The organism is Microbacterium proteolyticum (assembly GCF_029639405.1).
GTDB lineage: Bacteria > Actinomycetota > Actinomycetes > Actinomycetales > Microbacteriaceae > Microbacterium.
Genome location: NZ_CP121274.1, coordinates 1,445,940 through 1,469,261, shown reverse-complemented (window position 1 = coordinate 1,469,261; position 23,322 = coordinate 1,445,940). Strand labels below are relative to the sequence as shown.

The window sequence follows — 23,322 nt, the reverse complement described above, 5'->3', positions numbered from 1 at the left end:
CGGGATCAGTGGCGGTAGCGCTCGTGGTCGACGGCGACGTCGCGGACCTTCCGACCCACGACGCGCTCGAAGATGAGCGCCGCGATCGCCCCGAGCGTCGCGCCGATGACGACGCAGATGAGGGCGGTGAACCCGAAGACCTGCAGCTGCGAGTAGACGACGTTCGTGTACGGGCTCAGGTCGGTGCCGTCGATCGCGAAGGTGAGGATGAGGGCAGCCAGGATGCCGAGCACCGCACCAGCGGCCAAGAACACGCCGTACTTCGGGGCGCGCCGCACGCGCAGCGTGACGATCTCCTCGTGCACGAGGGGCTTGCGTTCGGGGGCGGGCTGCTCAGCCATGCTCACATTGTCCCACCGCGGCAGCATCGGCGGGTCGCCGATTCCGCGACGTCGAGATCATGGCGCAGCGTCCGCGACGGTCACGGCCGCAGCGGTAGCAGCGCGCTGAGGTCGGCGCGGACGCCGGAGGCGACGATCCGCCCCGAGACCGCGGCATCCGCCCAGTCCTCCGCGCCCGTGGCGACGGCGATCCACGTGGCGGCGTCGGTCTCGACGACGTTGGGCGGGGTGCCGCGCGTGTGCCGGGGTCCTTCGATCACCTGGACGGCGCCGAACGGCGGGACGCGCATCTCGACCGAGTTGCCCGGCGCCTTCTCCACGAGCAGTTGCAGCAGGTATCGGACGGCGGTGGCGGTCGCCGTCCGGGCCGCGTCACCCGCGGCCACCGCGGCGAGCGCCGCGCGGCCGTCTCCGGTCTCGATGCGGCGGGGAGGCATGGCATCCACGGTACTCGCGAGCGTTGCGACGGGGCGCGAAGGTCGAGTGTCCAAGACACGCCGTATGGAGCGCCCGCCGTACGGCGTGTCTTGGACACTGAGCGGACGGTCCGAGCCGCGGCGGGCGGTGTCCGGGGCGCTCGGTAGGCTGACGGCGTGAGAATCCTGGTCCTCGGTTCGGGCGCGCGCGAGCACGCCATCATCCTCGCCCTGCGCTCCGAAGAGGTCTCGCACGCGATCTACGCCGCCCCCGGCAACGCCGGCATCGCCCGCGACGCCCACGTCGTCGAGCTCGACGCGAACGACCCGGCCGCCGTGACCGGGTTCGCGAACACCGAGGCCATCGACCTCGTCGTGATCGGTCCCGAGGCGCCTCTCGTCGCCGGTGTCGCCGATGCGCTCCGCGAGCGCGGCATCCCGGTGTTCGGCCCGGGCAGGGCCGCAGCGCAGCTCGAGGGCTCGAAGACGTACGCGAAGCGGATCATGGATGCCGCGGGCGTGCCGACCGGCCGAGCCGTGCGCGCGCACGATCTCGCCGGCGTCGAGGCGGCGCTCGACGAGCTCGGCGCTCCGCACGTGGTGAAGGCCGACGGGCTCGCCGCGGGCAAGGGCGTCATCGTGACGTCCGATCGCGCCGCCGCCCTGGCCCACGCCGAGGCGTATCTGCCGACCGGCCCGGTGCTCATCGAGGAGTTCCTCGCCGGCCCTGAGGTCTCGCTCTTCTTCCTCAGCGACGGCGACCGCGTACTGCCGCTCAGCCCCGCGCAGGACTTCAAGCGCCTCCGCGACGGCGATGAGGGCCCGAACACCGGCGGCATGGGCGCGTACTCGCCGCTGCCGTGGCTGCTCGAGCGCTTCGGCGGCGAGGAGCAGTTCGTCGATCAGATCACGCGCGAGGTGGCCGAGCCGGTGATCCGGCAGATGGATGCCGAGGGCACCCCGTTCATCGGACTGCTGTACGCCGGGCTGATCCTCACAGAGTCGGGCGTGAAGGTCATCGAGTTCAACGCGCGCTTCGGCGACCCCGAGACGCAGGTCGTGCTGCCGCGTCTCGTCGACCCGCTGTCGACCCTGCTCATGGCCGCGGCCTCGGGCACCCTCGAGGATCAGCCTCGCCCGGCGTTCGCGGGCGCGACCGCGGTGACCGTCGTGCTGGCGAGCGAGGGGTACCCCGAGGCCCCGATCACGGGTCGCCCGCTCACCGGGCTCGACGACGCGGACGAGGTCGACGGCGTGCACGTCGCCCACGCCGCGACCGCGCTGCGCGACGGCCGTCTGCACGCGACCGGGGGTCGCGTGCTCAACGTCGTGGCGCTCGGCACGACGTTCCGCGAGGCCCGCTCCGCCGCCTACGAGGCGCTGGGCCTGATCGGACTCGAGGGCGGCCAGTACCGCACCGACATCGCCGCCCGCGTCGTCGAGAACTGACCCGGGCGGACCGGCGTCGTCCCGGGGCTGCGGCCCCTCGCCCTGGCATCCGGTTCGGGCTACCGTGTGCGCATGAACCGGGATGCCATGGCACGCGGGCGCGCGATCTTCGACCCCGTCGTGCAGGATCTGTGCGCGCTGCCCGACGTCGACATGGGTCGGATGTTCGGCACGGAGGGCGTTCGCGTGCGCGGCAAGGTGTTCGCCTTCGTCGCGCATAGGGGGTCTCTCGTCGTGAAGCTGCCGGAGCAGCGCATCGGCGAGCTCACCGCCGACGGCGTCGCCGCCCCGATGATCATGCGGGGGCGCCCGCTCCGGGAATGGGCCGAGGTCTCACCCGACGCCGGCGAAACCTGGGCCGCCCTGATCGACGAGGCGCACCGCTTCGTCGACGAGATCACGCCCTGAGTCCGTCGCCTCCGCTGCTGCCGCGGCGGCCGACTCCGCGCGCGGAGGCTGCCGCCTCCTCGCGCGAGATCGCCGAGACCCCCGGACGACTGACGCGGCTACTCGCCGGCGGCGGCCGGTGCTGCCTGGGCGGCGGGGGCCGCGTCGCGCGGGGCGCCGTGCGGACGGATCACCGACGGACGCTGCATGAACAGCACGGCGACCAGACCCACCGCGATGACGATGATCGGCAGCAGCAGCGACTGGCCCATCGCCTGCGAGAAGCCGTCGACGACCTGCGGCGGCAGCGTTCCGGAACCGAAGCTCGCACCGGCATCCGCTGCCCCGGGCAGGTTCGCTTCGAGGCGGGCCTGCATGAAGGCGGCGATGGATGCCGACCCGATGACCGACCCGACGGTGCGGGTGGTGTTGTAGATGCCCGCGCCGGCACCCGCCTGCCGAGGGGGGAGGTTCCGCGTCGCGGTCGTGGCGAGCGGACCCCACATGCCGGCGTTGCCGACGCCCATGAGGGCGGAGGGGATGAGGAACGCCCAGATCGGGGCGTTGTTCAGGATGAGCGCGGTGTACAGGCCCAGCGATCCGCCGACCAGGAGGAGGCCCGGCACGAGGAGGAAGCGCGGGTCGGTGCGGTCGAGCAGCTTGCCGGCGAAGGGAGCGAGCACGCCCGACAGGATCGCGAGCGGGATGAGCAGCAGCGCCGACTCCGTGGGCGTGAGACCGCGGGCGAGCTGCAGATAGAACATCTGGGGCAGCGCCATGCTCGTGACGGTGAAGCCGACGGCCGCGATCGCGATGTTCGCGATCGAGAAGTTGCGATCGCGGAACAGGTCGAGCGGAACGAGCGGCTCGGTCGTGCTCCGGGCCTGCGTCCACACGAACAGCGCCATGACGACGACACCTCCGGCGACCATGGCCCAGATCCAGGGCGCCCAGCTGAAGTGCTCCCCCTCCTGCAGTCCGAACACGATGAGGAACAGGCCGACGGCGCTGAGGACGACGCCGAGGATGTCGAACTTGTGGGCGGTGCGCGGGAGCTGAGGAACGAGGATCAGCGCGGCGATGAAGCCGATCACGCCGACGGGGATGTTGATGAAGAAGATCCACTCCCACCCGAGTCCGTCGACGAGCAGTCCGCCGGCGAGCGGGCCGACGAGGGTGGCGACGCCGGCCGTGGCGCCCCACAGGCCCATCGCCGCACCGCGGTTCTGCGGCGGGAAGGTGCGCGTGATGACGGCCATCGTCTGCGGGGTCATGAGCGCGGCACCCAGACCCTGCACCGCGCGGGCGATGATGAGCACCTCGAGCGTCGGGGCCAGACCGCACGCGAGCGAGGCGAGGGTGAAGATCGCGAGGCCCGTCAGGTAGACGTTCTTCGGTCCGAAGCGGTCGCCGAGACGACCGGTGATCAGCAGGGGCACCGCGTAGGTGAGCAGGTAGGCGCTTGTGACCCACACGACGTTGTCGAGGTTGTTGGTGTTCGGGTCGAGGGCCGCCTTGATCGCGGGATTCGCGACCGAGACGATCGTGGTGTCGACCAGGATCATGAAGAACCCGATGACCAGCGCCCAGAGGGCCGGCCACGGGCTGCGCGCGGGTGTGCCGTGCGTCCCGGTTCGAGGGGATGCCGCGGAGGCGGCGCGGGAGTCGGTCATGCGAGGGTCTCCTTCGAGACGTGGAGTCGTTGGTGGTGAGAGGGAAGGCCGTCGACACCCCAGGGCAGGGTGCCGGTGACCAGGCCGTGGCGCAGGGAGTCCTGCCAGGCGAGTTCGGCGTCGAGGAGGACGGCCTGCCGTTCGACCTCGACCATGAATTGATGCGGCACCGCGCGCTCGCGCGCACGGGAGAGCCCGTCGCGATGCACTTCGCGCGAGGCGACGAGGAGCTCCCGCCGCCGGTCGAGGAGCGCGACGACGTCGTCGCGGTCGAGGTTGTGGGCCTCGGCGAGCGCCACGCGGAAGTCGCCGGGCCGATCGATCTGCGGGAGTTCCGCGCGCACCCACGAGTCGACGGCGTCGCGTCCGGCGTCGAGCAGCCGGTAGGTCGTGCGCTCGGGGCGGTTGCCGTCGCGGTCGACGCCCACCTCGGCGATCAGCCCCTCGCGTTCGAGGCGGGCGATCGTGTGGTAGATCGTGCCCTTCTGAAGGGGGACGAGCCGGTCGTCGCGGCGGTCGCGCAGGAGGCGGAGCAGCTCGTACGGGTGCATGTCGCCCTCGCGCAGCGTCGCGAGCAACATCACCGCGAGCGGTGTGAGGCGCGTGGTCTCTGGCATCCACTCTCCATGGTCCGTGTCGACTAGTCCACGTGGACTATATCGCACCGACGGCCGGCGGGGGCGCGCGCGGAGGGTGAACGTTCGGTGTCCAGGACACGCGGATGCGCGCGCGGGTCGTCCGCGTGTCTTGGACACCGAGACGGGAGCGGGGGGCGGGGGCGGAGGCGGGACACCGGATGCCGGCACCCGGGCATCCCCCGGGGACGCGCGGTCACCGCGCGGCGGCGTCACCGCGCGGCGGCGTCAGCGCGCGGGGCGGCACCCGACGGGGGTGTCAGCCGACGGGTGCGTTACCCGGCGGGGCGGCACCCGGCGGCGCCTCACCCGGCGGGGCGTCACCCGACGGGGGCGTCAGCCGACGGGGGTGTCAGCCGACGGGGGTGTCCTGCTCCGCGGCGCGATGACGCCGCCGGCGGGCGGGGAGGCCGAAGATGCCGCGTTGGTTCGCCTCTTCGACCTCGAGGCCGTAATGCTCGCCGATCTGCTCGCGCAGCCGAGCACGATCGGCCTTGTCGTACGCCTTGAGCTCGCGCCGGAAGGCGACCACGGTGGCCCAGCAGATCGCCAGGAGAACGACGCTGAAGGGCAGGGCGATGCTGATGGCCGCCGCCTGCAGGGCCGTGAGCCCGCCCGCGAGGAGCAGGGCGAAGGCGATCACCGAGGTCGCGAGCGCGAAGAACACGCGCGTCCAGCGCGGGGGCTCCTCCTCGCCGCCCGTGGCGATCATGCTCATCACGAGGGCGCCGGAGTCGGCGGAGGTGATGAAGAAGATCCCGATGAGGACCAGGAATCCGACGACGAGGAACACCGACCCGGGGACCGTCTCGAGCAACTGGAACAGCGCGGTGGACACATCGACCGTGCCGTCCGGTCCGACGAACGACGCCGAATCGGTGAGTTGCGCGTAGATCGCCGAGCCGCCGAGGACGGTGAACCACAGGATGCCGACGAGCGTGGGCACGAGGATCACCCCGGTCACGAACTCGCGCACCGTACGGCCGCGCGAGATACGCGCGATGAAGATGCCGACGAAGGGCGCCCACGAGATCCACCAGCCCCAGTAGAAGGCCGTCCACGCGCCCTGCCACGCCACGCCCGCGTCGCCGGAATAGGCGCTGACCGTGAACGACAGCCCGACGAAGTTCTGGATGTAGTTGCCCAGGGACTGCACGACATCGCGCAGGAGGAACTCGGTGGGCCCGACGAAGAGCAGGAACAGCATCAGCACCCCGGCCAGCACGAGGTTGATGTTCGACAGCCACTTCATGCCGCGGCCCACGCCCGACAGCACCGAGAACAGGACGAATCCGGTGATGATGCCGATGAGGATCGCCTGGCTGACGATCGACGTCGGCACGACGTTCAAGAACTCGAGGCCGGCGCTGATCTGGATGACCCCGAGGCCGAGCGACGTCGCGACACCGAACAGCGTCCCCACGAGGGCGGCGACGTCGATGGCGTTGCCCCACCCGCCCTGCACGAGACGGGCGCCGAGGATCGGTTCGAGCGCCCATCGGATCGTGCGGGGACGCTGGCGACGGTGGAAGGCGTAGGCCAGCGCGAGGCCGAGCACGACGTAGATCGACCACGCGTGCACCCCCCAGTGGAGGAACGTCTGCGACATCGCCTGCTGCGCGAGCTGCGTGGGCGTCCCCTCGACGCCGGGGCGGGGCGAGACGAAGTGGCTGAGCGGCTCGCTCACGCCGTAGAACACCAGACCGATGCCCATGCCCGCGGCGAACAGCAACGAGAACCACGACATCGTCGAGAACTCGGGCTCGTCGTCGTCCCGACCGAGCTTGATGCGGCCGAAACGGCTGAAGCCGACGACGAGCGCGAACACGACGAAGAACGCCGCGATGAGCACGTAGTACCAGTTGAACGCCGAGACGATCGCCGTCTGCAGCGCGCTGAACGCCGTCTCGGCGGAGGCCGGGAAGATCAGCGAGAAAGCGATGAACACCAGCGCGATGGCGGCGGCGGGCCAGAACACCCAGCCGCGCAGGGTGTGGCGGGGGGAGCTTCCGTCGGAGGGATCGATGGATGCCGCGGTGTCGGGGGTCGCCTCGGTCATCCTTCAACGGTAGCGAGGTGTCCCCGCGGCGCAGGGGGGCGGGCGCGCGCGGGCGCGATGTGACAAAATCCCCGGCCTCGAGGCCGTCGTCGGTCGAGCCGACCCGCGATAATGAGCGGGTGATCCCCGCTTCCCCCCTCGCCCTCGACGGCTGGCGCCACGTCTATTCGGGCAAGGTCCGCGACCTGTACGTCCCCGCCGACACCGCCGAGGGAGCCTCGCCCGCACACCTCCTCGTCGTGGCGAGCGACCGGGTGAGCGCCTTCGACCACGTGCTGAGCCCCGGCATCCCCGACAAGGGCGTGCTGCTGACGACGCTGAGCCTGTGGTGGTTCGACCGTCTCGTCGGCTCCGACGGGGGGCGTGGCATCCCGAATCATCTCGCCGCCGACCACGCGCTCGAGGGCGATGAGGCCGTCGAGCTGATCCCGGATGCCGTGCGCGGACGCGCCATGCTCGTCCGGTCGCTCGACATGCAGCCGATCGAGTGCGTCGTGCGCGGCTACCTGACCGGGTCGGGGTGGGCCGAGTACCAGGCGTCGCGCACGGTGTGCGGCATCCCGTTGCCCGAGGGACTCACGGACGGCGACCGTCTCCCCGAGCCGCTTTACACGCCCGCCTACAAGGCGCCGATGGGCGAGCACGACGAGAACATCACGTACGAGCGCTCCGTCGAGCTCGTCGGCGACGACACCGCCACCGCGCTGCGCGACCTGTCGCTCGAGATCTACCGCCGCGCCGCCGCGATCGCCGAAGAGCGGGGGCTGATCCTCGCCGACACGAAGTTCGAGTTCGGGTACGACGACGCCGGGGTGCTGACGCTCGCCGACGAGGTGCTGACCTCGGACTCGTCCCGCTACTGGGATGCCGAGGCCTGGCGCACCGGCACGACCCCCGCCGAGCGCATGGCGAGCTTCGACAAGCAGATCGTCCGCGACTGGCTCGCCGCGAACTGGGACAAGCAGGGCGAGCCGCCCGCGCTGCCCGACGACATCGTGACGCGCACCCGCGCCCGCTACGCCGAGCTGCTCGAGCGCCTGACGTCCTGACGCCGGGCCGGCGGGCGCGGCGTCGCACGGCGTCGAGAACACACGTTCGGGCCCAGCGCGTACGCTGCGGACGCACGGAGCATGTGCTTTCGGCCGGAACGTGTGCGCTCGGCATCCATCCCCCACCCCCCATCGCGAGGAGAACCATGTTCCAGTGGAAGCTGCACGGCAACGGGCGCACCGTCGAGGCCGGAGCGGTCGTCGCACCGGGCGAGCGCCTCAACTGGGGCGCGACGATCGCGATCGGGCTGCAGCACGTGATCGCGATGTTCGGGGCGACCTTCCTCGTCCCTGTGCTCACCGGCTTCCCGGTGTCGACGACGCTGCTGTTCTCGGGTCTCGGGACGCTGCTGTTCCTGCTCGTCACCCGAAACCGGCTCCCCAGCTACCTCGGTTCGTCGTTCGCGTTCATCGCGCCGGTGACCGCCGCCACCGCGATCGGCGGAACGGGATCGGCTCTCGCGGGCATCGTCGCGGTCGGCATCCTGCTCGCGCTCATCGGGGTCGTCGTGCAGTTCGCCGGCCTCGGCTGGGTCGACAAGGTCATGCCGCCGGTCGTCGCGGGCGCCATCGTCGCCCTTATCGGCTTCAACCTCGCCCCCGTCGCGTGGTCGAACTTCCAGCTGCAGCCGCTCCCCGGCACGATCACGCTCGTTGCCGTGATCCTGTTCAGCGTCCTGTTCCGCGGGTTCCTCGGGCGCATCTCCATCTTCCTCGGCGTCATCGTCGGCTACGTCGCGACGGTCCTGATCCAGGCCGGGACGGGTGAGACGCTCATCGACTTCGCGCCCGTCGAGGCCGCGCCGTGGATCGGCCTGCCGGAGTTCCACCTCGCCGATTTCACGACGCCGCAGACGTGGTCGGTCATCGCGATGTTCCTCCCCGTCGTGCTGGTGCTGGTGGCCGAGAACGTCGGGCACGTGCGGGGTGTCGCGGCGATGACGGATGCCACGGCCAACCGCTCCACCGGACGTGCGCTGATCGCCGACGGCGTCGCCACCACGCTGGCCGGAACCTTCGGCGGGTCGGGCACCACGACGTACGGCGAGAACATCGGCGTCATGGCCGCCACCCGCGTGTACTCGACCGCGGTGTACTGGGTCGCCGGTCTCACGGCCATCGTGCTGAGCCTGTCGCCGAAGGTCGGAGCGGTGTTCAACACCATCCCGCCGGGAGTGCTCGGCGGTGTCACGACCGCGCTGTACGGCCTCATCGGGATCATCGGCATCAAGATCTGGGTCGACAACCGCGTCGACTTCTCGCGCCCCGTGAACCAGTACACCGGCGCCGTCGCGCTGGTGCTCGCGATCGCCGGATTCACGATGCAATGGGGCGACTTCCAGCTCGGCGCGATCGTGCTCGGCGCCGTCGCCGCCCTCGTGATCTACCACCTCGGCAACGCGATCGCGCGCGCCCGCAAGACCGGCGCCGACGACGGCGGTCCGATCCCCGCGGTCGGCCCGCTGGGCGGCGACCCGTCCTGACGCGCGGGCGCCCGGCATCCGCCGCGTCCGGCGCGTCCGCCGCGGTCACGCGCTGCCGTCGAAAGCACACGTTCGGGTCGAGCGCGCACGCTCTGGACGGCCAGGACATGTGCGCTCGACCGGATCGTATGCGCTCGGCACAGCCCGGCGCGGGGCCCGGCGACGGTGCGCGGCGCGGGGAGCCGTTTCACGTGAACTGGGCGACCGCACACGACGCGACGCGGCCGGGAGCCGTGCGCTCGGCCGGATCACGTGAAATGGGCCACCGCGGCACCACCGTCCCGCACCGATCACCCGGGCCGTCCCGGTAAACTGGATGAGGCGTGTCGGGAAGTCTGGTCGACGAATGAGTCGATCGACCCCTGGAAGGGATGCCATGACCGAGACCCACACGCGCGCGCCGAGCTGGCCGGGCTACCGCGAAGTCCACCGCGTCACGACCGTGCTGCGCCGCGAGTCGGTCGGCGGGATGCTGCTCGTCGTCGCTGCGATCGCGGCGATCATCTGGGCCAACTCCCCCGCCGCGGACGCGTACTTCGCGTTGCGCGACCTGCGCTTCGGGTACGAGCCGTGGCACCTCGAGCTGAGTGTCGGCGCGTGGGCGGCCGACGGGCTGCTGGCGATCTTCTTCTTCATGGTCGGGCTGGAGCTCAAGCGCGAGATCGTGGTGGGAAGCCTCCGGCGCTTCAGCACCGCGATCGTGCCGATCACCGCGGCTGCGGCCGGTGTCGCGGTTCCCGCGCTCATCTACGTCGCCGTCGTCGCGTCGCAGCCGAGCCTGCTCGCCGGCTGGGCGATCCCCGCCGCGACCGACATCGCGTTCGCCGTCGCCGTGCTCGCGCTCGTCGGTTCGCATCTGCCCGGGCCGCTTCGCATCTTCCTGCTCACCCTCGCGGTGGTCGACGACCTCATCGCGATCGCGATCATCGCGCTGTTCTACACGAGCGACATCGCGCTCGTCCCCCTCGCCGTTTTCGCGGTGCTGGTCGTGGTCTACGGCACGATCGCGCACCTCGGCCGCGCCTGGTTCGCCCGCAACGCGTGGGCGGCGTGGGTCGTGCTGCTGCCGATCGGTTTCGCGGCGTGGGCGTTCCTCCACGCGTCGGGCGTCCACGCGACGATCGCGGGCGTCGCGCTGGCGTTCACGATCCCGGTGGCCGCGTCGAAGCGGAAGCCCGAGATCCGCGGCATGGATCTCGCCGAGCAGTTCGAGCACCGCTTCCGCCCCCTGTCCGCGGGCATCGCCGTGCCGATCTTCGCGTTCTTCGCGGCCGGCGTCGCGATCGGCGGCGGCGAGGGCCTGCTCCGCGCCATCCAGGACCCCGTCACCATCGGCGTCGTCGCGGGTCTCGTGCTCGGAAAGCCCATCGGCATCCTGCTCGGAGTCCGTCTGCTCACGCTCGTAACGAAGGTGCGCCTCGACCCGGCGCTCAAGTGGATCGACCTCGCGGGCGTCGGCCTCCTCGCGGGGATCGGCTTCACCGTGTCGCTGCTGATCGCCGAGCTCAGTTTCCCCGCGGGTTCACCGCACACCGACGACGCGAAGATCGCGATCATGGTCGCGTCGCTGCTGGCATCCGTGCTGGCGGCCAGCGTGCTGCTCACCCGCAACCGCCGCTACAAGCAGCTCGCGGCGGAGGAAGAGGTGGATGCCGACGGCGACGACGTCCCCGACGTGTACCAGCAGCCGCTCCCCCGCGACAGCTGATCCCGAAGCGGATCAGCCGTAGATCTGCGCGGCGATGTCCGACAACCAGGACCGCGCGTTGACGTTCACGGTCTCGAGGTAGATCCAGACGTCGTCACGCACGACGACGACGTCTTCGCTGGTGGCCGCGTCGCCGGGGCGCATGCAGTATTGCGCCCCGAAGTCCTGTGCCGCCTGGCACTGGTAACCCTCGGATGCCAGCTGCTGGAGGCCGGTCGAGACGTCGGCGTCGCTCGCGGTGCTGATGATGATCAGGACCGCCGCGGCTTCTTCCTGGATCCAGTTGCACGAGAGCTTCGTCGTGGCGTTCGGGGGCGAGGGGCGGACGAACCCGTCGGCGTGCTGCGCGGTGAGGCCGCCGACGGTCTCGTCGCGGCTGCTCGCGGTGCCGAGGTCGTCGCAGGATGCCGGGATGTTGGCGGCGGCGCTCGCCGGCGTCTCGGAAGCGGTGGGTGTCGGCGTCGGGCTCGGCGTCGCGACCGTCACCGTCGGCGTCGCGGTCTCGGACGCGACCGGGGTCGCCTGTTCGGGTACGCATCCGGCCAGGCTCGCGATCGCCACCAGCGCGGCAACGGCGGCGACGCTTCTCCATCGACGCATCGTCGATCCTCTCGACACCGGCGCGGACTCGGGTATCCGCGCGCTCGATAGCGCTCACAGTATCGGCTGGCGCCGACGTCCGCCCGGCCCGTCACCTCACGGGGTCAGGCGGATCCGCGCTCGATGATCTCCGTTGGCAGGATCGCGGTGTTCGCCGTCGCCCGGCCGGCGAGCACGTCGAGCAGCATCGTCGCCATCTGCCGCCCCTGGTCGCGCGAGGGTTGCCGCACGGTCGTGAGGGCGGGAACGAGCGAGGTCGCGACCGCAGAGTCGTCGAAGCCGATGATCGCGATGTCACGACCCGGCTCGTGCCCCTGCTCGCGCAGAGCGGTGTACGCGCCGCGGGCCATGAGATCGCTCGCGACGAACAGCGCCTCAGGAAGATCGCCGGATGCCAGGATCCTCCGCATCGCGTCGGCGCCCCCGGCCTCGGTGAAGTCGCCGTCCTCCACCGCGACGGGCTCCAGTCCCGCCTCGGCGAGCACGTCGCGGAAGCCCTGCAGACGGTCGATGCCGGCGGGCATGTCGGAGGGTCCGGCGACGGTCGCGATTCGGCGGTGGCCGCGGTCGACCAGGTAGCGGGTGGCATCCCGCCCGCCCTGGACGTTGTCGACGTCGACGTAGTGGTCGGCGGGACGCACGCGCGCGGGGCGCCCGCCGAAGATCACGGGCACGGTGTCGGCCAGGCGGTCGACGAACGTGTCGCTGGTGTGGTGCGAGGCGACGATGGCGCCGTCGACGCTACCCCCGCGGAGGTAGCCGAGGGCTTTGGCGCTGGCGTCGTCGGTGGCGATGAGCATGTTCATCACGTAGTCGGACTCGCCGATCACCTGCGAGATCCCGGCGACGATCGACCCGAAGAACGGGTCGCCGAAGAAGCGGTCGGTGTCTTCCGGGATGACCAGGGCGATTGCGCGCGTCTGCCGGCTGGCGAGCGAGCGGGCGGCGCGGTTGGGGACGTACTGGAGCTCTTCGATCGCCCGGCGGACCGATTCGAGCGCCGACGGAGAGACGGCGGTCGAGCCATTGACGACCCGGGACACGGTGGAGCGGGAGACACCCGCCCGAGCGGCGACTTCTTCGATGGTGGCGGCACCGCGCACGGGGGTCAGTGACATCGGGCTCCTCCCGGGATCAACGACGCGACGGTGAGCCGGATCACTCCCGGCGACGTTGCGAGCGTACTCCTCCGCGCTGTCCGGGAACGGTCACGCCGTGCTTCGCCAGCGCGTCTTTCAGCGCGCGGGCGGAGGCGAAGCCGGCGAGGTCGGCGATCTCGGGCGCGCGCAGCTCGTGATCGGAATCGAGCAACGCACGCGCGAGGCGCAGACGGGAGGCGCGCAGCACGTCTCCGGGCGACTCGCCGTGCAGGCGGAAGGCGCGCTCGAGGCGCCGGCGCCCCGTGCCGAGGCGCTCCGCCACCGCGTCGATCGTGAGGTCGCGCCGCGCCGCCTCGGCCTCGAGGATCGTGCGCGCGCGAGAATGGAGGCGGTCGTACTCGACCTCAACCGGGAGGCGCGGCATCCGGGGTCTGGCGATGGCGAGAGCCTCGGCGCGGATCGCCGCGATCAGCGCTCGGAGCGAGGCTGCCACTGCGTCGGCAGCGCTGAATACCCCCCCCCCCCCCCCCCCGCGAATCATGGGCGTGGAAGAGGGCGTTGACGGCCGAGGTGATCATGACCGCCGACACGAGCTCGCCGTGCACGTGGAACAAGTCGCCGGCGCGATCGCGCGCACCGTGATCGATCTCGATCCGCGCGATCGGCTCGTCGCTGCGGTACGCCACCGCTTCGCCGCGCGGCACGAAGAGGACATCGTCGGGCACGAGGGCTGCGGGCGGGGCGTCCCCGATCCGGACGGTCCCCGCCCCCGCGACGTGGACGACGAGGGTGTCGCTCTCTGTCTCGCCCGACGCGGGCCGCGAGAGCGCGAGAGCCGTGTGCCACACGCGTCGGATCGTGACGTCCGCCACGATCGCCTCGTCGATGAAGGCATGGGATGCCGCGGCCTCCGCGTCGATCGCGGTCCACCCGCGCATGCGGAACCACTCCGCGACCTCGCGCCCCTCCAGGGGGACGCGGCGCACGCGCCACGGCGACCGAGAGTGGGACATGGGCGTGCACCTCCGTCGGATGGATGCCGGGACGGGTCCGGACACTCTAGGGGCGCGGTCGCCGCAGCCCGAGGGCATCGGGGGGAAGCGGGGCTGCGGTCACCCGAACAGTCCCGAAATCGCGTGGGAGATTCACCCGCGCCACCGGAACGCCGACAGTGCGCACGCGCTTGCGACACGGACGAGCGGAATGGCATCCGTTCCCGGCTTCATGAATGACGGCACTACGAACCCGAACCGAAGGAGCCCTCATGACCGACCTCTCGCGCGCCTCCGCGCCCGACGACGGCGTCGCACGCCGCACCATCCTCGCCGGAGCGGCGTGGAGCATCCCCGTGATCGCGACGGCGACCGTGGCCCCGGCGGCCTCGGCCTCGGGCACGCTCGCGCTGGCGTTCAACCAGGCCAGCTACTCCGGCACGGCGTGCTCGACGATCACCGGCGCGTACGTGACCGCGACGACGGACGGCACACCGACGACCGGCGCATCCATCACGGTCACCCTGTCGAACGGGTACACGTTCGCCGGCGGATCGACATCGGCCACGGGGGTGTCGGGCACGGATGGGCGATACACGCTGCCGACCATCAGCGTGCCTGCTGTCGGCGGCTCAGGTACCGTCACCAGCAGCAGTGCGGGGGCCAGCAACTCGGCCGCCTTGTCGGCCGCCTCAGCGGCCACGGTCAGCTACGGCTATTTCGACAGCTCCGTCGTCTACCACGGCGCCACGAACATCCCCGCCAACTCCACGCTCGGACCCGGCGCCCTCTACCTCACCCCCGACGGACGACTGGTCGGAAGCAGCGGCAGCACCGTCCGCTCCGGCATCGCCTCCTGCGGCCCCGCCTCCGGAGGATGGTTCGCCGTCAAAAACACCGACGGAACGTACGGCTACTTCGACAGCTCCGTCGTCTACCACGGCGCCACGAACATCCCCGCCAACTCCACGCTCGGACCCGGCGCCCTCTACCTCACCCCCGACGGACGACTGGTCGGAAGCAGCGGCAGCACCGTCCGCTCCGGCATCGCCTCCTGCGGCCCCGCCTCCGGAGGATGGTTCGCCGTCAAAAACACCGACGGAACGTACGGCTACTTCGACAGCTCCGTCGTCTACCACGGCGCCACGAACATCCCCGCCAACTCCACGCTCGGACCCGGCGCCCTCTACCTCACCCCCGACGGACGACTGGTCGGAAGCAGCGGCAGCACCGTCCGCTCCGGCATCGCCTCCTGCGGCCCCGCCTCCGGAGGATGGTTCGCCGTCAAAAACACCGACGGAACGTACGGCTACTTCGACAGCTCCGTCGTCTACCACGGCGCCACGAACATCCCCGCCAACTCCACGCTCGGACCCGGCGCCCTCTACCTCACCCCCGACGGACGACTGGTCGGAAGCAGCGGCAGCACCGTCCGCTCCGGCATCGCCTCCTGCGGCCCCGCCTCCGGAGGATGGTTCGCCGTCACGAACGTGAGCACCTGCTGACTGGGCGCCGGCCGGTTCCGTCCCACCCGCCTCGGCGACGCGACCGCAGCGTCCTCGGAAGGGGATTCGAGCGGGCGCCCAGTCGCCATACCTGTTTCGCCAGGTCGGGAAGAGTCGACAACACGAGCGCTGGTGCGGGGTGCCGTGGGTATACGGCACCCCGCCGTCGGCTGACGGGCTACAGCCGCACCGCGGGCTCCGCAACCAGCGCCCGCTCCGCGATCACCCGCGCGTACGCCAGGCCGGAGTCCTTCACGGAGCGCTCCTGCGTCGCGTAGTCGACGTGCACGATGCCGAAACGCTTCTCGTAGCCCCAGGCCCACTCGAAGTTGTCGAGCAGCGACCAGTAGAAGTAGCCACGGACGTCGATGCCCTGCTCGACGGCATCCAGGACGGCGGCGAGATGCGCCTCCACGAACTCCACGCGCTCGGAGTCGTGGACGCGCGTCTCGCCGTCCTCGGTCACGGGCACGTCGTCGTAGGCGGCACCGTTCTCGGTGATGTACAGAGCGACGCCGGCCTCGGCCGAGTACTCGGCGCTCACGCGCTCGAGCAGGCCGGTCAGCGCCTCGGGCTGCACCTCCCAGCCCATCGTCGTGCGGGGAAGGCCCCGCTCGTGCCAGTACAGGTTCTCGTGCGCGGGGAACGGCGACGCGATCGGGCGCACCGTGGGGGCGTCGCCCGCCGGCGGGTTCACGAGCGGCGGCCTGCCACCGACGTACTCGCCGTGGTAGTAGTTCACGCCGAGCGTGTCGATCGGGGTCGAGATGACGTCGAGGTCGCCCGGGCGAACGGCATCCTGCCACTGCCTCACCGCGTCGGCATCCACGTTCCGGAAGTCCTGGATGATGTCGGCCGGGTAGCTGCCCCGGAACACCGGGTCGAGGAACCATCGGTTGAACTGGCCGTCGATGCGACGGGCGGCGTCGAGGTCGGCGGGGTTCGTGGGGTCGACGGCATCCGCCACGGTCAGGTTCAGCGTGAGCCCGAGGTTGAGCGAGGCGTCGCGGGCGCGGAGCTCGCGGACGGTCTGGCCGTGCCCCAGGAGCAGGTGATGCGCGGCGAGCATGCCCTCGGCCTGCGAGTAGTGACCGGGCGCGTGGGCGCCGGCGGTGTAGCTGAGGAACGACGAGCACCACGGCTCGTTGAGCGTCGTCCACACGTTCACGCGGTCGCCCAGGGCGTCGTGCATGTCGAGCGCGTACTCGGCGAAGAGGTCGCTCGTCTCGCGGACGGTCCAGCCGCCACGTTCCTGCAGAGCCTGTGGGAGATCCCAGTGATACAGGGTCAGCCACGGGAGGATGCCGGCATCCAGGAGCTCGTCGACGAGACGCTTGTAGAAGTCGACGCCCCTCGGGTTGAGCGCGCCGCCGTCGGGACGCACGCGCGACCACGACGTGGAGAAGCGGTAGGTCTGGAGGCCGAGGCTCTTCATGACCTGCACGTCGTCGGCGTAGCGGTGGTAGTGGTCGCACGCGACATCGCCGTTGTCGGCGTTGATCACCGCGTCGGGAACCCGGCTGAAGGCGTCCCAGATGGAGGCCGTGCGCCCGTCCTCGAACGCGGCCCCCTCGATCTGGTACGCGGCGGTCGCCGCGCCGAAGAGGAAGCCCTCGGGAAAGGCTCGGGTGTGGGACATGGATCGGGTTCCTTCCGTGGGCGCAAGCGTCATCCCTTGACCGCCCCTTGCATGATGCCACTGACCAGCTGCTTGCCCGCGAAGACGAACAGCAGCAGCAGCGGGATCGTCGACAGCAGCACGCCCGCGAGCACGATGGAGTAGTCGACGAAGTAGTTGGACTGCAGGAGCGAGAGCGCCACCGGCAGCGTCGGGTTCTGGCGGTCGAGCACGATGAACGGCCAGAAGAAGTTGTTCCACGCGCTCACGAACGTGAACAGCGCGAGCATCGCCGCGGCGGGTCGAGCCGCCGGGACGCCCACGGTCAGGAACGTGCGGAACGAGCTGGCACCGTCGACGCGCGCCGCCTCGATCAGCTCGTCCGGCACCGCCTGACGCAGGTACTGCGTCATCCAGAACACGCCGAATGCGCTGGTCAGCGCCGGAATGATGATCGCGCCGAGCTGCCCGGTCCACCCGAGCTCGCTGAACAGGATGTACAGCGGCACGACGCCCAGCTGCGTCGGCACGGCCATCGTCGCGACGACGAATACGAGGAGCCACGGCCCCCCGCGGAACTTCAGCTTCGCGAACGCCCACCCCGCGAGGGTGGAGAAGAAGACGACGGATGCCGCGATCAGCCCCGAGCTGATGATGGAGTTCACCAGCGCCGGCCAGAAGTTGACCGCGGGATCGCCCATGACGGACGCGGCATTGGCGAAGAAGTTGCCCCCGGGGATCCACGACCGGTTCGCGTCGCGGATGGTCGACGAATCGCCCGACCCGATCAGCAGCGACCAGTAGAAGGGGAACACGCTCGCGAGCAGCACCGCGCCGAGGGCGGTGTACACGAACCAGCCGGGGCGCGAGCCGCGCACCGCACGGGGACGACGCGGCTTCGTGGGCAGGTCGGGGTCGACGACGGCGACCGGGACGGCGTTGACGGCGGTCATCGGGCCGCCTCCTCTCGCTGGAGCTGCTTCTTCGCCGCGCGCGCCTGGGCGCGCAACTCGCGGCGGGACCGCGTGTCGCGCCGGCCCTCGTCGCGCACGAGCGAGCGCGTGATGAACAGATTGACGACGCCGATCGCGAGGATGATGAGGAACAGGATCCACGCGAGCGCCGCCGCGCGTCCGAAGTTCCACTCGCCCCAGCCGACGTTGTAGAGCCACAGCGTGACGGTCAGCCACTGGTTGTCGGCGCCGCCGGTGCCGTACTGGTCGTACATGCGCGGCTCGTCGAAGATCTGCAGGCCGCCGATGGTCGAGGTGATGATGACGAAGATGAGCGTCGGCTTGAGGCTCGGCAGCGTGATCGAGAAGAACTGCCGGACCTTGCCCGCGCCGTCGACGGTCGCGGCCTCGTAGTACTCGCGGGGCACGGCCTGCATCGCGGCCAGGAGGATCAGGGTGTTGTACCCGGTCCAGCGGAAGTTCACCATCGTCGCGATGGCGATGTGGCTGGCGAAGGCGTCGGAGTGCCACGGCACCGCGGGCAGACCGAGGTTCTGCAGCGTGGTGTTCACGACGCCGTACTGGTCGCCGAACATGTTGCTGAAGATGAGGGCCACGGCCACGGGGGCCATGACGTAGGGGATGAGGACGCTCATGCGCCAGAAGGTCTTGGCGCGGATGTTCTGGTCGAGCATCGCGGCGATGAAGATCGCAAGGATCAGCTGCGGCACGCTCGAGAGAAGGAAGATGCTGAACGTGTTGCGCAGCGCGATCCAGAACTTCGGCTGGCTGAGCACCCACACGTACTGGTCGAACCCGATGAACTGGCCCGAGTTGCGCACCAGGTCCCAGTCCATGAACGAGATCACGGCGGTGTACGCGATCGGGAAGAGCCCGGTGACCGCGAACAGGACGAAGAACGGCGAGATGTAGAGGTAGGGCGAGAGCTTCAGATCCCACGCGCTGCGGCGCTTGCTGAAGCCCACCCGCCGGGGCTCGCGCGCCTTCGGCGCCGCGGCCCCCGTGGGTCGTTCGAGTGTGCTGGTCACGGTGTGTGCTCCGTTTCTGACGCGTGAGGGGTCAGAATCTGTCGCCTGCGACGAGCGCAAGCGACAGTTCTTGACCCCTCACGCGAGAAGGGGATGGGCGACGGATGCCAGGGGCGCGAAGCCGCGGCCCCTGGCATCCGTTCGCGGGGTCAGGACAGGGCGTCGACCTCTGCCGCCCACTGCTTCCAGGAGTCGGTCGCGCTCTGCGTGCCGTCCTCGACACGGGTCAGCGCCTTCTGCATGGCGTCGTTGATCTGGAAGTAGAACTTCCCCTTGTACGGCGAGACCTTCACGGCCTGCGCGCGCTCGGACAGGATCTCCCCGACGGGTGCGTTGTTGAAGTACTCGTTGGTGTTGCCGAGCAGCGATTCGGCCTTCAGCGCGTCCGTCTGGCTGGGGAAGGTCCCCGCGCTCTCGAACGCCTTGACCTGCGTCTCGGGGCTCGTCAGCCAGTCGGCCAGCTCCTGCGCGGCCTCGACGTTCTTGCCGTTGGCGGGGACGGTGAGGTACGAGCCGCCCCAGTTGCCGGCGCCACCGGGGAAGACGTTGGCGATGTCCCAGCCCGTGACGTCGGGGGCGTTGCCCGAGATGACGCCAAGCATCCAGCCGGGGCAGAGCATCGTGGCGAACGCGCCGTTGGACAGACCCGCGAACCAGTCGTCGGACCACTGGCCGAGGTGCGCCGACTGTGTGGCGCTGGCCGCGAGGACCTCGTCGTAGATCTTCTTGACCTCGGGGTTCTGGGTCGCGGTGATCTCGCCGCTGTCGGGGTTCTCGTACGCGGCCTCGACCTGGTTGATGGCGCCCTGGTACGTGCCGCCGGCGGAGTCGAAGAACGCCTTGCCGGTCGCGGCGACGTACTTGTCACCCAGGGCGAAATACGTGGACCAGTCGCCCTCGAGGAGCTTGGCGACCTCGGCGCGATCAGTGGGCAGACCGGCCGCGGCGAACAGGTCGGAGCGGTAGCAGACGCCTTCGGGTCCGATGTCGGTGCCGTAGCCGATGAGGTTGCCTTCGGGGCTCGTCGCGGCCGTCACCTTGTAGTCGAGCCAGCGGCTCTTCAGGTCGTCGGGGACCGGGGCGAGGAGGTCGGCGTACTGCATGACCTCGGGCAGCCAGTCGACCTCGATCGCCTCGATGTCGGCGAGGCCGGTCTTGCCGAGCTTCTGGAAGTAGTTCTCGCGGGCCTCGTTGCTGGTCGCGGCCTTGTTGTGGACGATCTTCACGTTCGGGTGCGCGTCCATGTACTCCTGCAGGAGCGCGTCGGTGTAGCCGAAGTCGTTGAACGTGGCGACGGTGAGGGTGACCTCGCCGTCGGCCGATGCGGTGCCCCCGCCACCGGAGCAACCGGCGAGCACGAGGGCGGAGGTGGAGGCGACGGCCGCGACGAGGGCGGCACGACGCAGGGCACGTGATTTCACAGAACACTCCTTCGTGGTGGGTGAATCGGTGTGCTCCTGTGCGCGGCGCTCCCTCGACCACTGAACCGTGGGAGCGCTCTCACCGATCCCGCACGACGTTATGGGATCGCTCCCAAAGTGTCAAGAGAGCGCTCCCACGAACCGCCGTGATGCGCAAGCCCTTGTCTCGACGGCGCAAGCCGGTGTCGGCGGCGGCACGGGACGGCCCCGTAGACTGGCATCCACTGCCCTTCCGACACCTGGAGCTGGAATGCCCACCATCGTCGTCGACGTCATGCCCAAGGCCGAGCTTCTCGACCCGCAGGGGAAGGCCGTCGCCGGCGCCCTGTCGCGACTGGGCGAGAACCGCTTCTCCGACGTGCGGATCGGCAAGCGCTTCGAGCTGACCGTCGAGGGCGAGGTCGACGAGGCCACGCTGGCCCGCGCCCGCGAACTCGCCGACGAGATGCTCTCGAACGCCGTGATCGAGGACGTGGTGAACATCGAGGTCGTCGAGTGACGACGCGCATCGGGGTCATCACCTTCCCCGGCTCCCTCGACGATCGCGACGCGCAGCGTGCCATCCGCCTCGCGGGTGCCGAGCCGGTCGCGCTGTGGCACGGCGAGCACGACCTCCGGGGCGTCGACGCCCTCGTCCTGCCCGGCGGCTTCAGCTACGGCGACTACCTCCGCGCCGGCGCGATCGCCGCGTTCGCGCCGATCATGGCCGAGGTGAAGGATGCCGCGGCCAAGGGCATGCCGATCCTCGGCATCTGCAACGGTTTCCAGATGCTGGTCGAGGCGCACCTGCTCCCCGGCGGGCTGATCCGCAACGCGCACCAGCAGTTCATCCGCCGCGACCAGCGCCTGCGCGTCGAGAACGCATCGACCGCCTGGACCAGTGCGTTCGACGAGGGCGACGAGATCGTCATCCCGCTGAAGAACGCCGACGGCGGATACATCGCGGATGCCGAGACCCTGGCCCGCGTCAACGGCGAGGGCCTCGTCGCGTTCCGGTACCTGGGCGTCAACCCGAACGGTTCGCTCGACGACATCGCCGGCCTTACGAACGAGCGCGGCAACGTGGTCGGTCTGATGCCGCACCCCGAGCACGCCGTCGAGCCCGGCTTCGGCCCGGGCACCTCCGTCGCGATGCGATCCGGCGTCGACGGGCTCGGTTTCTTCACCTCGGCCATCTCGGCCGTCGTCGCCGCGACGGCGTAACACCCCTCGCGGGTTCCCGCCGTCCCACCTCCGGATCGTGCGCGATGCCGGCCGACTGACTATCGTTCTTCCTACCGACGGTCGGAGGGCCCGGCGGCATGGTCGCGGCGAACCCGACATCGCCCGATCCGCACCATTCGTTGCGCGTCGTACCGCAGCGATCGCCGATGCTCACCCGCACCGACGGACGGGGAGTCCGGTGCACGTCGACGCGTGCGCGGGCGGAGGGGGATCGTCGTGGCAGAGGAAGCACCCGTGGGCGGGGACCTCTTGCGCGCGGCATCCGTCCAGACGCTGCTGCGACTGGAACCCGGACACGGTCAGCCGATCGGGCGGCATCTGACCCTGCTCGCGGAGGTGGACCCCGGGCCGGCACCGGCGACGTGGACCGACGCCCGCGCCGGCGTGCTCTCGAGCGTCCTCGCCGCACGCGCCCGGCGGGACGCCCTCGGCGACGGCCTGGACCTGATCCACCGCTACTTCGTCGACGGACGTCTGACGCGGCCGGCCTCCCTGTCGGCCACGGCCCGCTCGCGTCTGTACGCGAGCGCCAGCGAGTATTGCTCCGCGGTCGGCTGGCCGCAGATCGCGGCGCGGTACGCCGCGGAGGCCCGGGAGTTCGCCGACACCGATGCGCAACGATACCGCGCGCACAGCGTCCGCGCCCTCGCTCTCGCCCTCAACGCGGAATACGTCTCGGCCGCCGACGCCGTCCGGGAGGCGCACGCCCTGTTCGCTGCGCACGACTGGCACGACGACGACGTCTCGCACTGTCTCTTCCTCGGCGAAGCGATGCTCGCCCTCACCCGCGCCGACGCCGAGCGCCTCCGCCAGCTCGCCGACGGCTTGCAGCGCACACCGTCGGACCAGCCGTACTGGAACTTCGGTGCAGCGGTGATGCGTGTCGCCGCGCACTTCTTCGACCGCGATCTCGCGTCCGGCCTGGCCGAGAGCCGACGTCTGCTGCACGCCTCCGATCGCGCCCGCAGCCCCCGCCTCCAGCGCGACCTCCTCCTCGGGATGCACGCCGACATGCTCGCCCTCCACGGCGAGTTCGACGAAGCCCTCGCGGTTCTGTCCACCGGCGTCACGCATCCCGGTCACGCCGTGTGCTTCCCGATGCAGCGCGCCGCGACGCTGCTGCTCACCGGTCGCGAACGCGAGGTGATCGAGTCGACGAACGCGTGCGTCGCCCTCCACGACGAGCACTGCCTGCGCACGCTCACCCCGCTGCTCACGCGCCGCGCGGTGGCGTTCCTGCGACTGGGCAACGACCAGCGCGCGACGCAGAGCATGGAATCCGCCGTGGTGCTCATCGCCCAGACCGGCGGATCGCTCATGCCGTTCCTGATGATCCCGAGCGCGGACGCGGCCCGACTTCTCGACCTCGTGGCCGGAGTCCGCGACGATCTGGGCGAGACCATCGACCGGCTGCGTTCCGCCCTCCCTGCCCTCGCCGCCCGTCAGGCCCTGTCCCCGGCCCTGACGCCGCTGACACCGACCGAACGGGAACTCGCGCACCTGTTGCGCACGACCCGGTCGGCGGCCGAGATCGCCCGGGCTCGCGGGGTCTCGGTGAACACCGTGAAGTCGCAGATGCGCTCGATCTACGGCAAGCTCGGCGTCTCCCGACGCGAAGAGGCCCTGCGGGTGCTGGAGTCCCGCCCCGACTGAGGGGCC

At 70.6% G+C, this 23,322-nt stretch carries 22 protein-coding genes; 9 read left to right on the top strand and 13 right to left on the bottom strand.

The window, feature by feature from the left end; genetic code table 11:
* Positions 1-5 precede the first annotated feature (5 nt).
* Entirely contained in the window at positions 6-341 is a 336-nt protein-coding gene (locus tag P8R59_RS07620) for a potassium transporter Trk (RefSeq protein ID WP_278103431.1), read from the bottom strand.
* Between the two features lie 80 nt (positions 342-421).
* Entirely contained in the window at positions 422-778 is a 357-nt protein-coding gene (locus P8R59_RS07615; RefSeq protein WP_278103430.1) for a sterol carrier family protein, read from the bottom strand.
* A gap of 156 nt (positions 779-934) precedes the next feature.
* Between P8R59_RS07615 and purD the strand changes: the two genes are divergently transcribed.
* Together purD and P8R59_RS07605 are read left to right on the top strand one after the other, a co-directional pair.
* Positions 935-2,206 (top strand): phosphoribosylamine--glycine ligase, encoded by a 1,272-nt coding sequence (purD, locus tag P8R59_RS07610; RefSeq protein WP_278103429.1) that lies wholly within the window; start codon positions 935-937, stop codon positions 2,204-2,206.
* A 72-nt stretch (positions 2,207-2,278) separates the two neighbouring features.
* Positions 2,279-2,614 (top strand): TfoX/Sxy family protein, encoded by a 336-nt coding sequence (locus P8R59_RS07605; protein WP_278103428.1) that lies wholly within the window; start codon positions 2,279-2,281, stop codon positions 2,612-2,614.
* Between the two features lie 98 nt (positions 2,615-2,712).
* On the opposite strand, the gene P8R59_RS07600 is transcribed toward P8R59_RS07605, so the two are convergent.
* From P8R59_RS07600 to P8R59_RS07590, 3 genes are all read right to left on the bottom strand, one after another.
* Entirely contained in the window at positions 2,713-4,266 is a 1,554-nt protein-coding gene (locus tag P8R59_RS07600; protein ID WP_278103427.1) for a DHA2 family efflux MFS transporter permease subunit, read from the bottom strand.
* Positions 4,263-4,883: a PadR family transcriptional regulator gene (locus P8R59_RS07595; protein ID WP_278103426.1), complete on the bottom strand. Its 621-nt coding sequence runs from the start codon at positions 4,881-4,883 to the stop codon at positions 4,263-4,265. Before P8R59_RS07595 ends, P8R59_RS07600 begins: the two co-directional genes overlap by 4 nt.
* Before the next feature lie 370 nt (positions 4,884-5,253).
* On the bottom strand, positions 5,254-6,960 hold the full coding sequence (locus P8R59_RS07590) for a BCCT family transporter (protein WP_278103425.1): 1,707 nt from the start codon (positions 6,958-6,960) through the stop codon (positions 5,254-5,256).
* Between the two features lie 119 nt (positions 6,961-7,079).
* Between P8R59_RS07590 and P8R59_RS07585 the strand changes: the two genes are divergently transcribed.
* The 3 genes from P8R59_RS07585 (at position 7,080) to nhaA (ending at position 11,201) form a co-directional block, all read left to right on the top strand.
* Positions 7,080-8,009 (top strand): phosphoribosylaminoimidazolesuccinocarboxamide synthase, encoded by a 930-nt coding sequence (locus P8R59_RS07585; RefSeq protein ID WP_278103424.1) that lies wholly within the window; start codon positions 7,080-7,082, stop codon positions 8,007-8,009.
* A 146-nt stretch (positions 8,010-8,155) separates the two neighbouring features.
* Positions 8,156-9,493, top strand: a complete 1,338-nt coding sequence (locus tag P8R59_RS07580) for a uracil-xanthine permease family protein (RefSeq protein WP_278103423.1) — start codon at positions 8,156-8,158, stop codon at positions 9,491-9,493.
* A gap of 376 nt (positions 9,494-9,869) precedes the next feature.
* Positions 9,870-11,201, top strand: coding sequence for a Na+/H+ antiporter NhaA (gene nhaA, locus P8R59_RS07575; RefSeq protein ID WP_278103422.1), 1,332 nt, complete (start codon positions 9,870-9,872; stop codon positions 11,199-11,201).
* A gap of 12 nt (positions 11,202-11,213) precedes the next feature.
* Here the strand turns inward: nhaA and P8R59_RS07570 are convergent, their stop codons facing one another.
* The 4 genes from P8R59_RS07570 to P8R59_RS07555 all read right to left on the bottom strand — a co-directional run bounded on the left by P8R59_RS07570 (position 11,214) and on the right by P8R59_RS07555 (position 13,914).
* The gene (locus P8R59_RS07570) at positions 11,214-11,801 is read right to left on the bottom strand and encodes a hypothetical protein (protein ID WP_278103421.1); all 588 of its coding nucleotides are present in this window, start codon (positions 11,799-11,801) and stop codon (positions 11,214-11,216) included.
* Positions 11,802-11,905: 104 nt separating this feature from the next.
* Complete coding sequence (locus P8R59_RS07565; RefSeq protein WP_278103420.1) at positions 11,906-12,919, bottom strand: LacI family DNA-binding transcriptional regulator; 1,014 nt, start codon at positions 12,917-12,919, stop codon at positions 11,906-11,908.
* A gap of 40 nt (positions 12,920-12,959) precedes the next feature.
* The gene (locus tag P8R59_RS07560; protein WP_278103419.1) at positions 12,960-13,325 is read right to left on the bottom strand and encodes a helix-turn-helix domain-containing protein; all 366 of its coding nucleotides are present in this window, start codon (positions 13,323-13,325) and stop codon (positions 12,960-12,962) included.
* Positions 13,306-13,914 carry a hypothetical protein gene (locus P8R59_RS07555; RefSeq protein WP_278103418.1) on the bottom strand — a complete coding sequence of 203 codons (609 nt, stop codon included), beginning with the start codon at positions 13,912-13,914 and terminating at the stop codon, positions 13,306-13,308. The genes P8R59_RS07560 and P8R59_RS07555 overlap by 20 nt, the downstream gene beginning before the upstream one ends.
* Before the next feature lie 251 nt (positions 13,915-14,165).
* On the opposite strand from P8R59_RS07555, the gene P8R59_RS07550 reads away from it, so the two are divergent.
* Complete coding sequence (locus tag P8R59_RS07550; RefSeq protein WP_278103417.1) at positions 14,166-15,398, top strand: hypothetical protein; 1,233 nt, start codon at positions 14,166-14,168, stop codon at positions 15,396-15,398.
* Between the two features lie 178 nt (positions 15,399-15,576).
* Here the strand turns inward: P8R59_RS07550 and P8R59_RS07545 are convergent, their stop codons facing one another.
* The 4 genes from P8R59_RS07545 to P8R59_RS07530 all read right to left on the bottom strand — a co-directional run bounded on the left by P8R59_RS07545 (position 15,577) and on the right by P8R59_RS07530 (position 20,439).
* Positions 15,577-17,037 (bottom strand): glycoside hydrolase family 1 protein, encoded by a 1,461-nt coding sequence (locus tag P8R59_RS07545; protein ID WP_278103416.1) that lies wholly within the window; start codon positions 17,035-17,037, stop codon positions 15,577-15,579.
* Between the two features lie 29 nt (positions 17,038-17,066).
* Positions 17,067-17,969 carry a carbohydrate ABC transporter permease gene (locus tag P8R59_RS07540; RefSeq protein WP_278103415.1) on the bottom strand — a complete coding sequence of 301 codons (903 nt, stop codon included), beginning with the start codon at positions 17,967-17,969 and terminating at the stop codon, positions 17,067-17,069.
* Entirely contained in the window at positions 17,966-19,018 is a 1,053-nt protein-coding gene (locus tag P8R59_RS07535; protein WP_278103414.1) for a carbohydrate ABC transporter permease, read from the bottom strand. The genes P8R59_RS07540 and P8R59_RS07535 overlap by 4 nt, the downstream gene beginning before the upstream one ends.
* 149 nt (positions 19,019-19,167) lie before the next feature.
* Positions 19,168-20,439 (bottom strand): ABC transporter substrate-binding protein, encoded by a 1,272-nt coding sequence (locus tag P8R59_RS07530; protein ID WP_278103413.1) that lies wholly within the window; start codon positions 20,437-20,439, stop codon positions 19,168-19,170.
* Between the two features lie 250 nt (positions 20,440-20,689).
* On the opposite strand from P8R59_RS07530, the gene purS reads away from it, so the two are divergent.
* The 3 genes from purS (at position 20,690) to P8R59_RS07515 (ending at position 23,316) form a co-directional block, all read left to right on the top strand.
* On the top strand, positions 20,690-20,938 hold the full coding sequence (purS, locus tag P8R59_RS07525; RefSeq protein WP_022878640.1) for a phosphoribosylformylglycinamidine synthase subunit PurS: 249 nt from the start codon (positions 20,690-20,692) through the stop codon (positions 20,936-20,938).
* Positions 20,935-21,642: a phosphoribosylformylglycinamidine synthase subunit PurQ gene (gene purQ, locus P8R59_RS07520; RefSeq protein ID WP_278103412.1), complete on the top strand. Its 708-nt coding sequence runs from the start codon at positions 20,935-20,937 to the stop codon at positions 21,640-21,642. The genes purS and purQ overlap by 4 nt, the downstream gene beginning before the upstream one ends.
* Positions 21,643-21,897: 255 nt before the next feature.
* Positions 21,898-23,316, top strand: a complete 1,419-nt coding sequence (locus tag P8R59_RS07515; protein ID WP_278103411.1) for a helix-turn-helix transcriptional regulator — start codon at positions 21,898-21,900, stop codon at positions 23,314-23,316.
* Positions 23,317-23,322 lie beyond the last annotated feature (6 nt).

Coding starts and splice junctions, on each gene's coding strand:
- P8R59_RS07570 (WP_278103421.1), bottom strand. CDS start 11,801: ATGCGTCGATGGAGAAGCGTCGCCGCCGTTGCCGCGCTGGTGGCGATC.
- P8R59_RS07555 (WP_278103418.1), bottom strand. CDS start 13,914: ATGTCCCACTCTCGGTCGCCGTGGCGCGTGCGCCGCGTCCCCCTGGAG.
- P8R59_RS07590 (WP_278103425.1), bottom strand. CDS start 6,960: ATGACCGAGGCGACCCCCGACACCGCGGCATCCATCGATCCCTCCGAC.
- P8R59_RS07550 (WP_278103417.1), top strand. CDS start 14,166: ATGACCGACCTCTCGCGCGCCTCCGCGCCCGACGACGGCGTCGCACGC.
- P8R59_RS07595 (WP_278103426.1), bottom strand. CDS start 4,883: ATGCCAGAGACCACGCGCCTCACACCGCTCGCGGTGATGTTGCTCGCG.
- purS (WP_022878640.1), top strand. CDS start 20,690: ATGCCCACCATCGTCGTCGACGTCATGCCCAAGGCCGAGCTTCTCGAC.
- P8R59_RS07615 (WP_278103430.1), bottom strand. CDS start 778: ATGCCTCCCCGCCGCATCGAGACCGGAGACGGCCGCGCGGCGCTCGCC.
- nhaA (WP_278103422.1), top strand. CDS start 9,870: ATGACCGAGACCCACACGCGCGCGCCGAGCTGGCCGGGCTACCGCGAA.
- P8R59_RS07620 (WP_278103431.1), bottom strand. CDS start 341: ATGGCTGAGCAGCCCGCCCCCGAACGCAAGCCCCTCGTGCACGAGGAG.
- P8R59_RS07580 (WP_278103423.1), top strand. CDS start 8,156: ATGTTCCAGTGGAAGCTGCACGGCAACGGGCGCACCGTCGAGGCCGGA.
- P8R59_RS07545 (WP_278103416.1), bottom strand. CDS start 17,037: ATGTCCCACACCCGAGCCTTTCCCGAGGGCTTCCTCTTCGGCGCGGCG.
- P8R59_RS07565 (WP_278103420.1), bottom strand. CDS start 12,919: ATGTCACTGACCCCCGTGCGCGGTGCCGCCACCATCGAAGAAGTCGCC.
- P8R59_RS07560 (WP_278103419.1), bottom strand. CDS start 13,325: ATGCCGCGCCTCCCGGTTGAGGTCGAGTACGACCGCCTCCATTCTCGC.
- P8R59_RS07605 (WP_278103428.1), top strand. CDS start 2,279: ATGAACCGGGATGCCATGGCACGCGGGCGCGCGATCTTCGACCCCGTC.
- P8R59_RS07600 (WP_278103427.1), bottom strand. CDS start 4,266: ATGACCGACTCCCGCGCCGCCTCCGCGGCATCCCCTCGAACCGGGACG.
- P8R59_RS07540 (WP_278103415.1), bottom strand. CDS start 17,969: ATGACCGCCGTCAACGCCGTCCCGGTCGCCGTCGTCGACCCCGACCTG.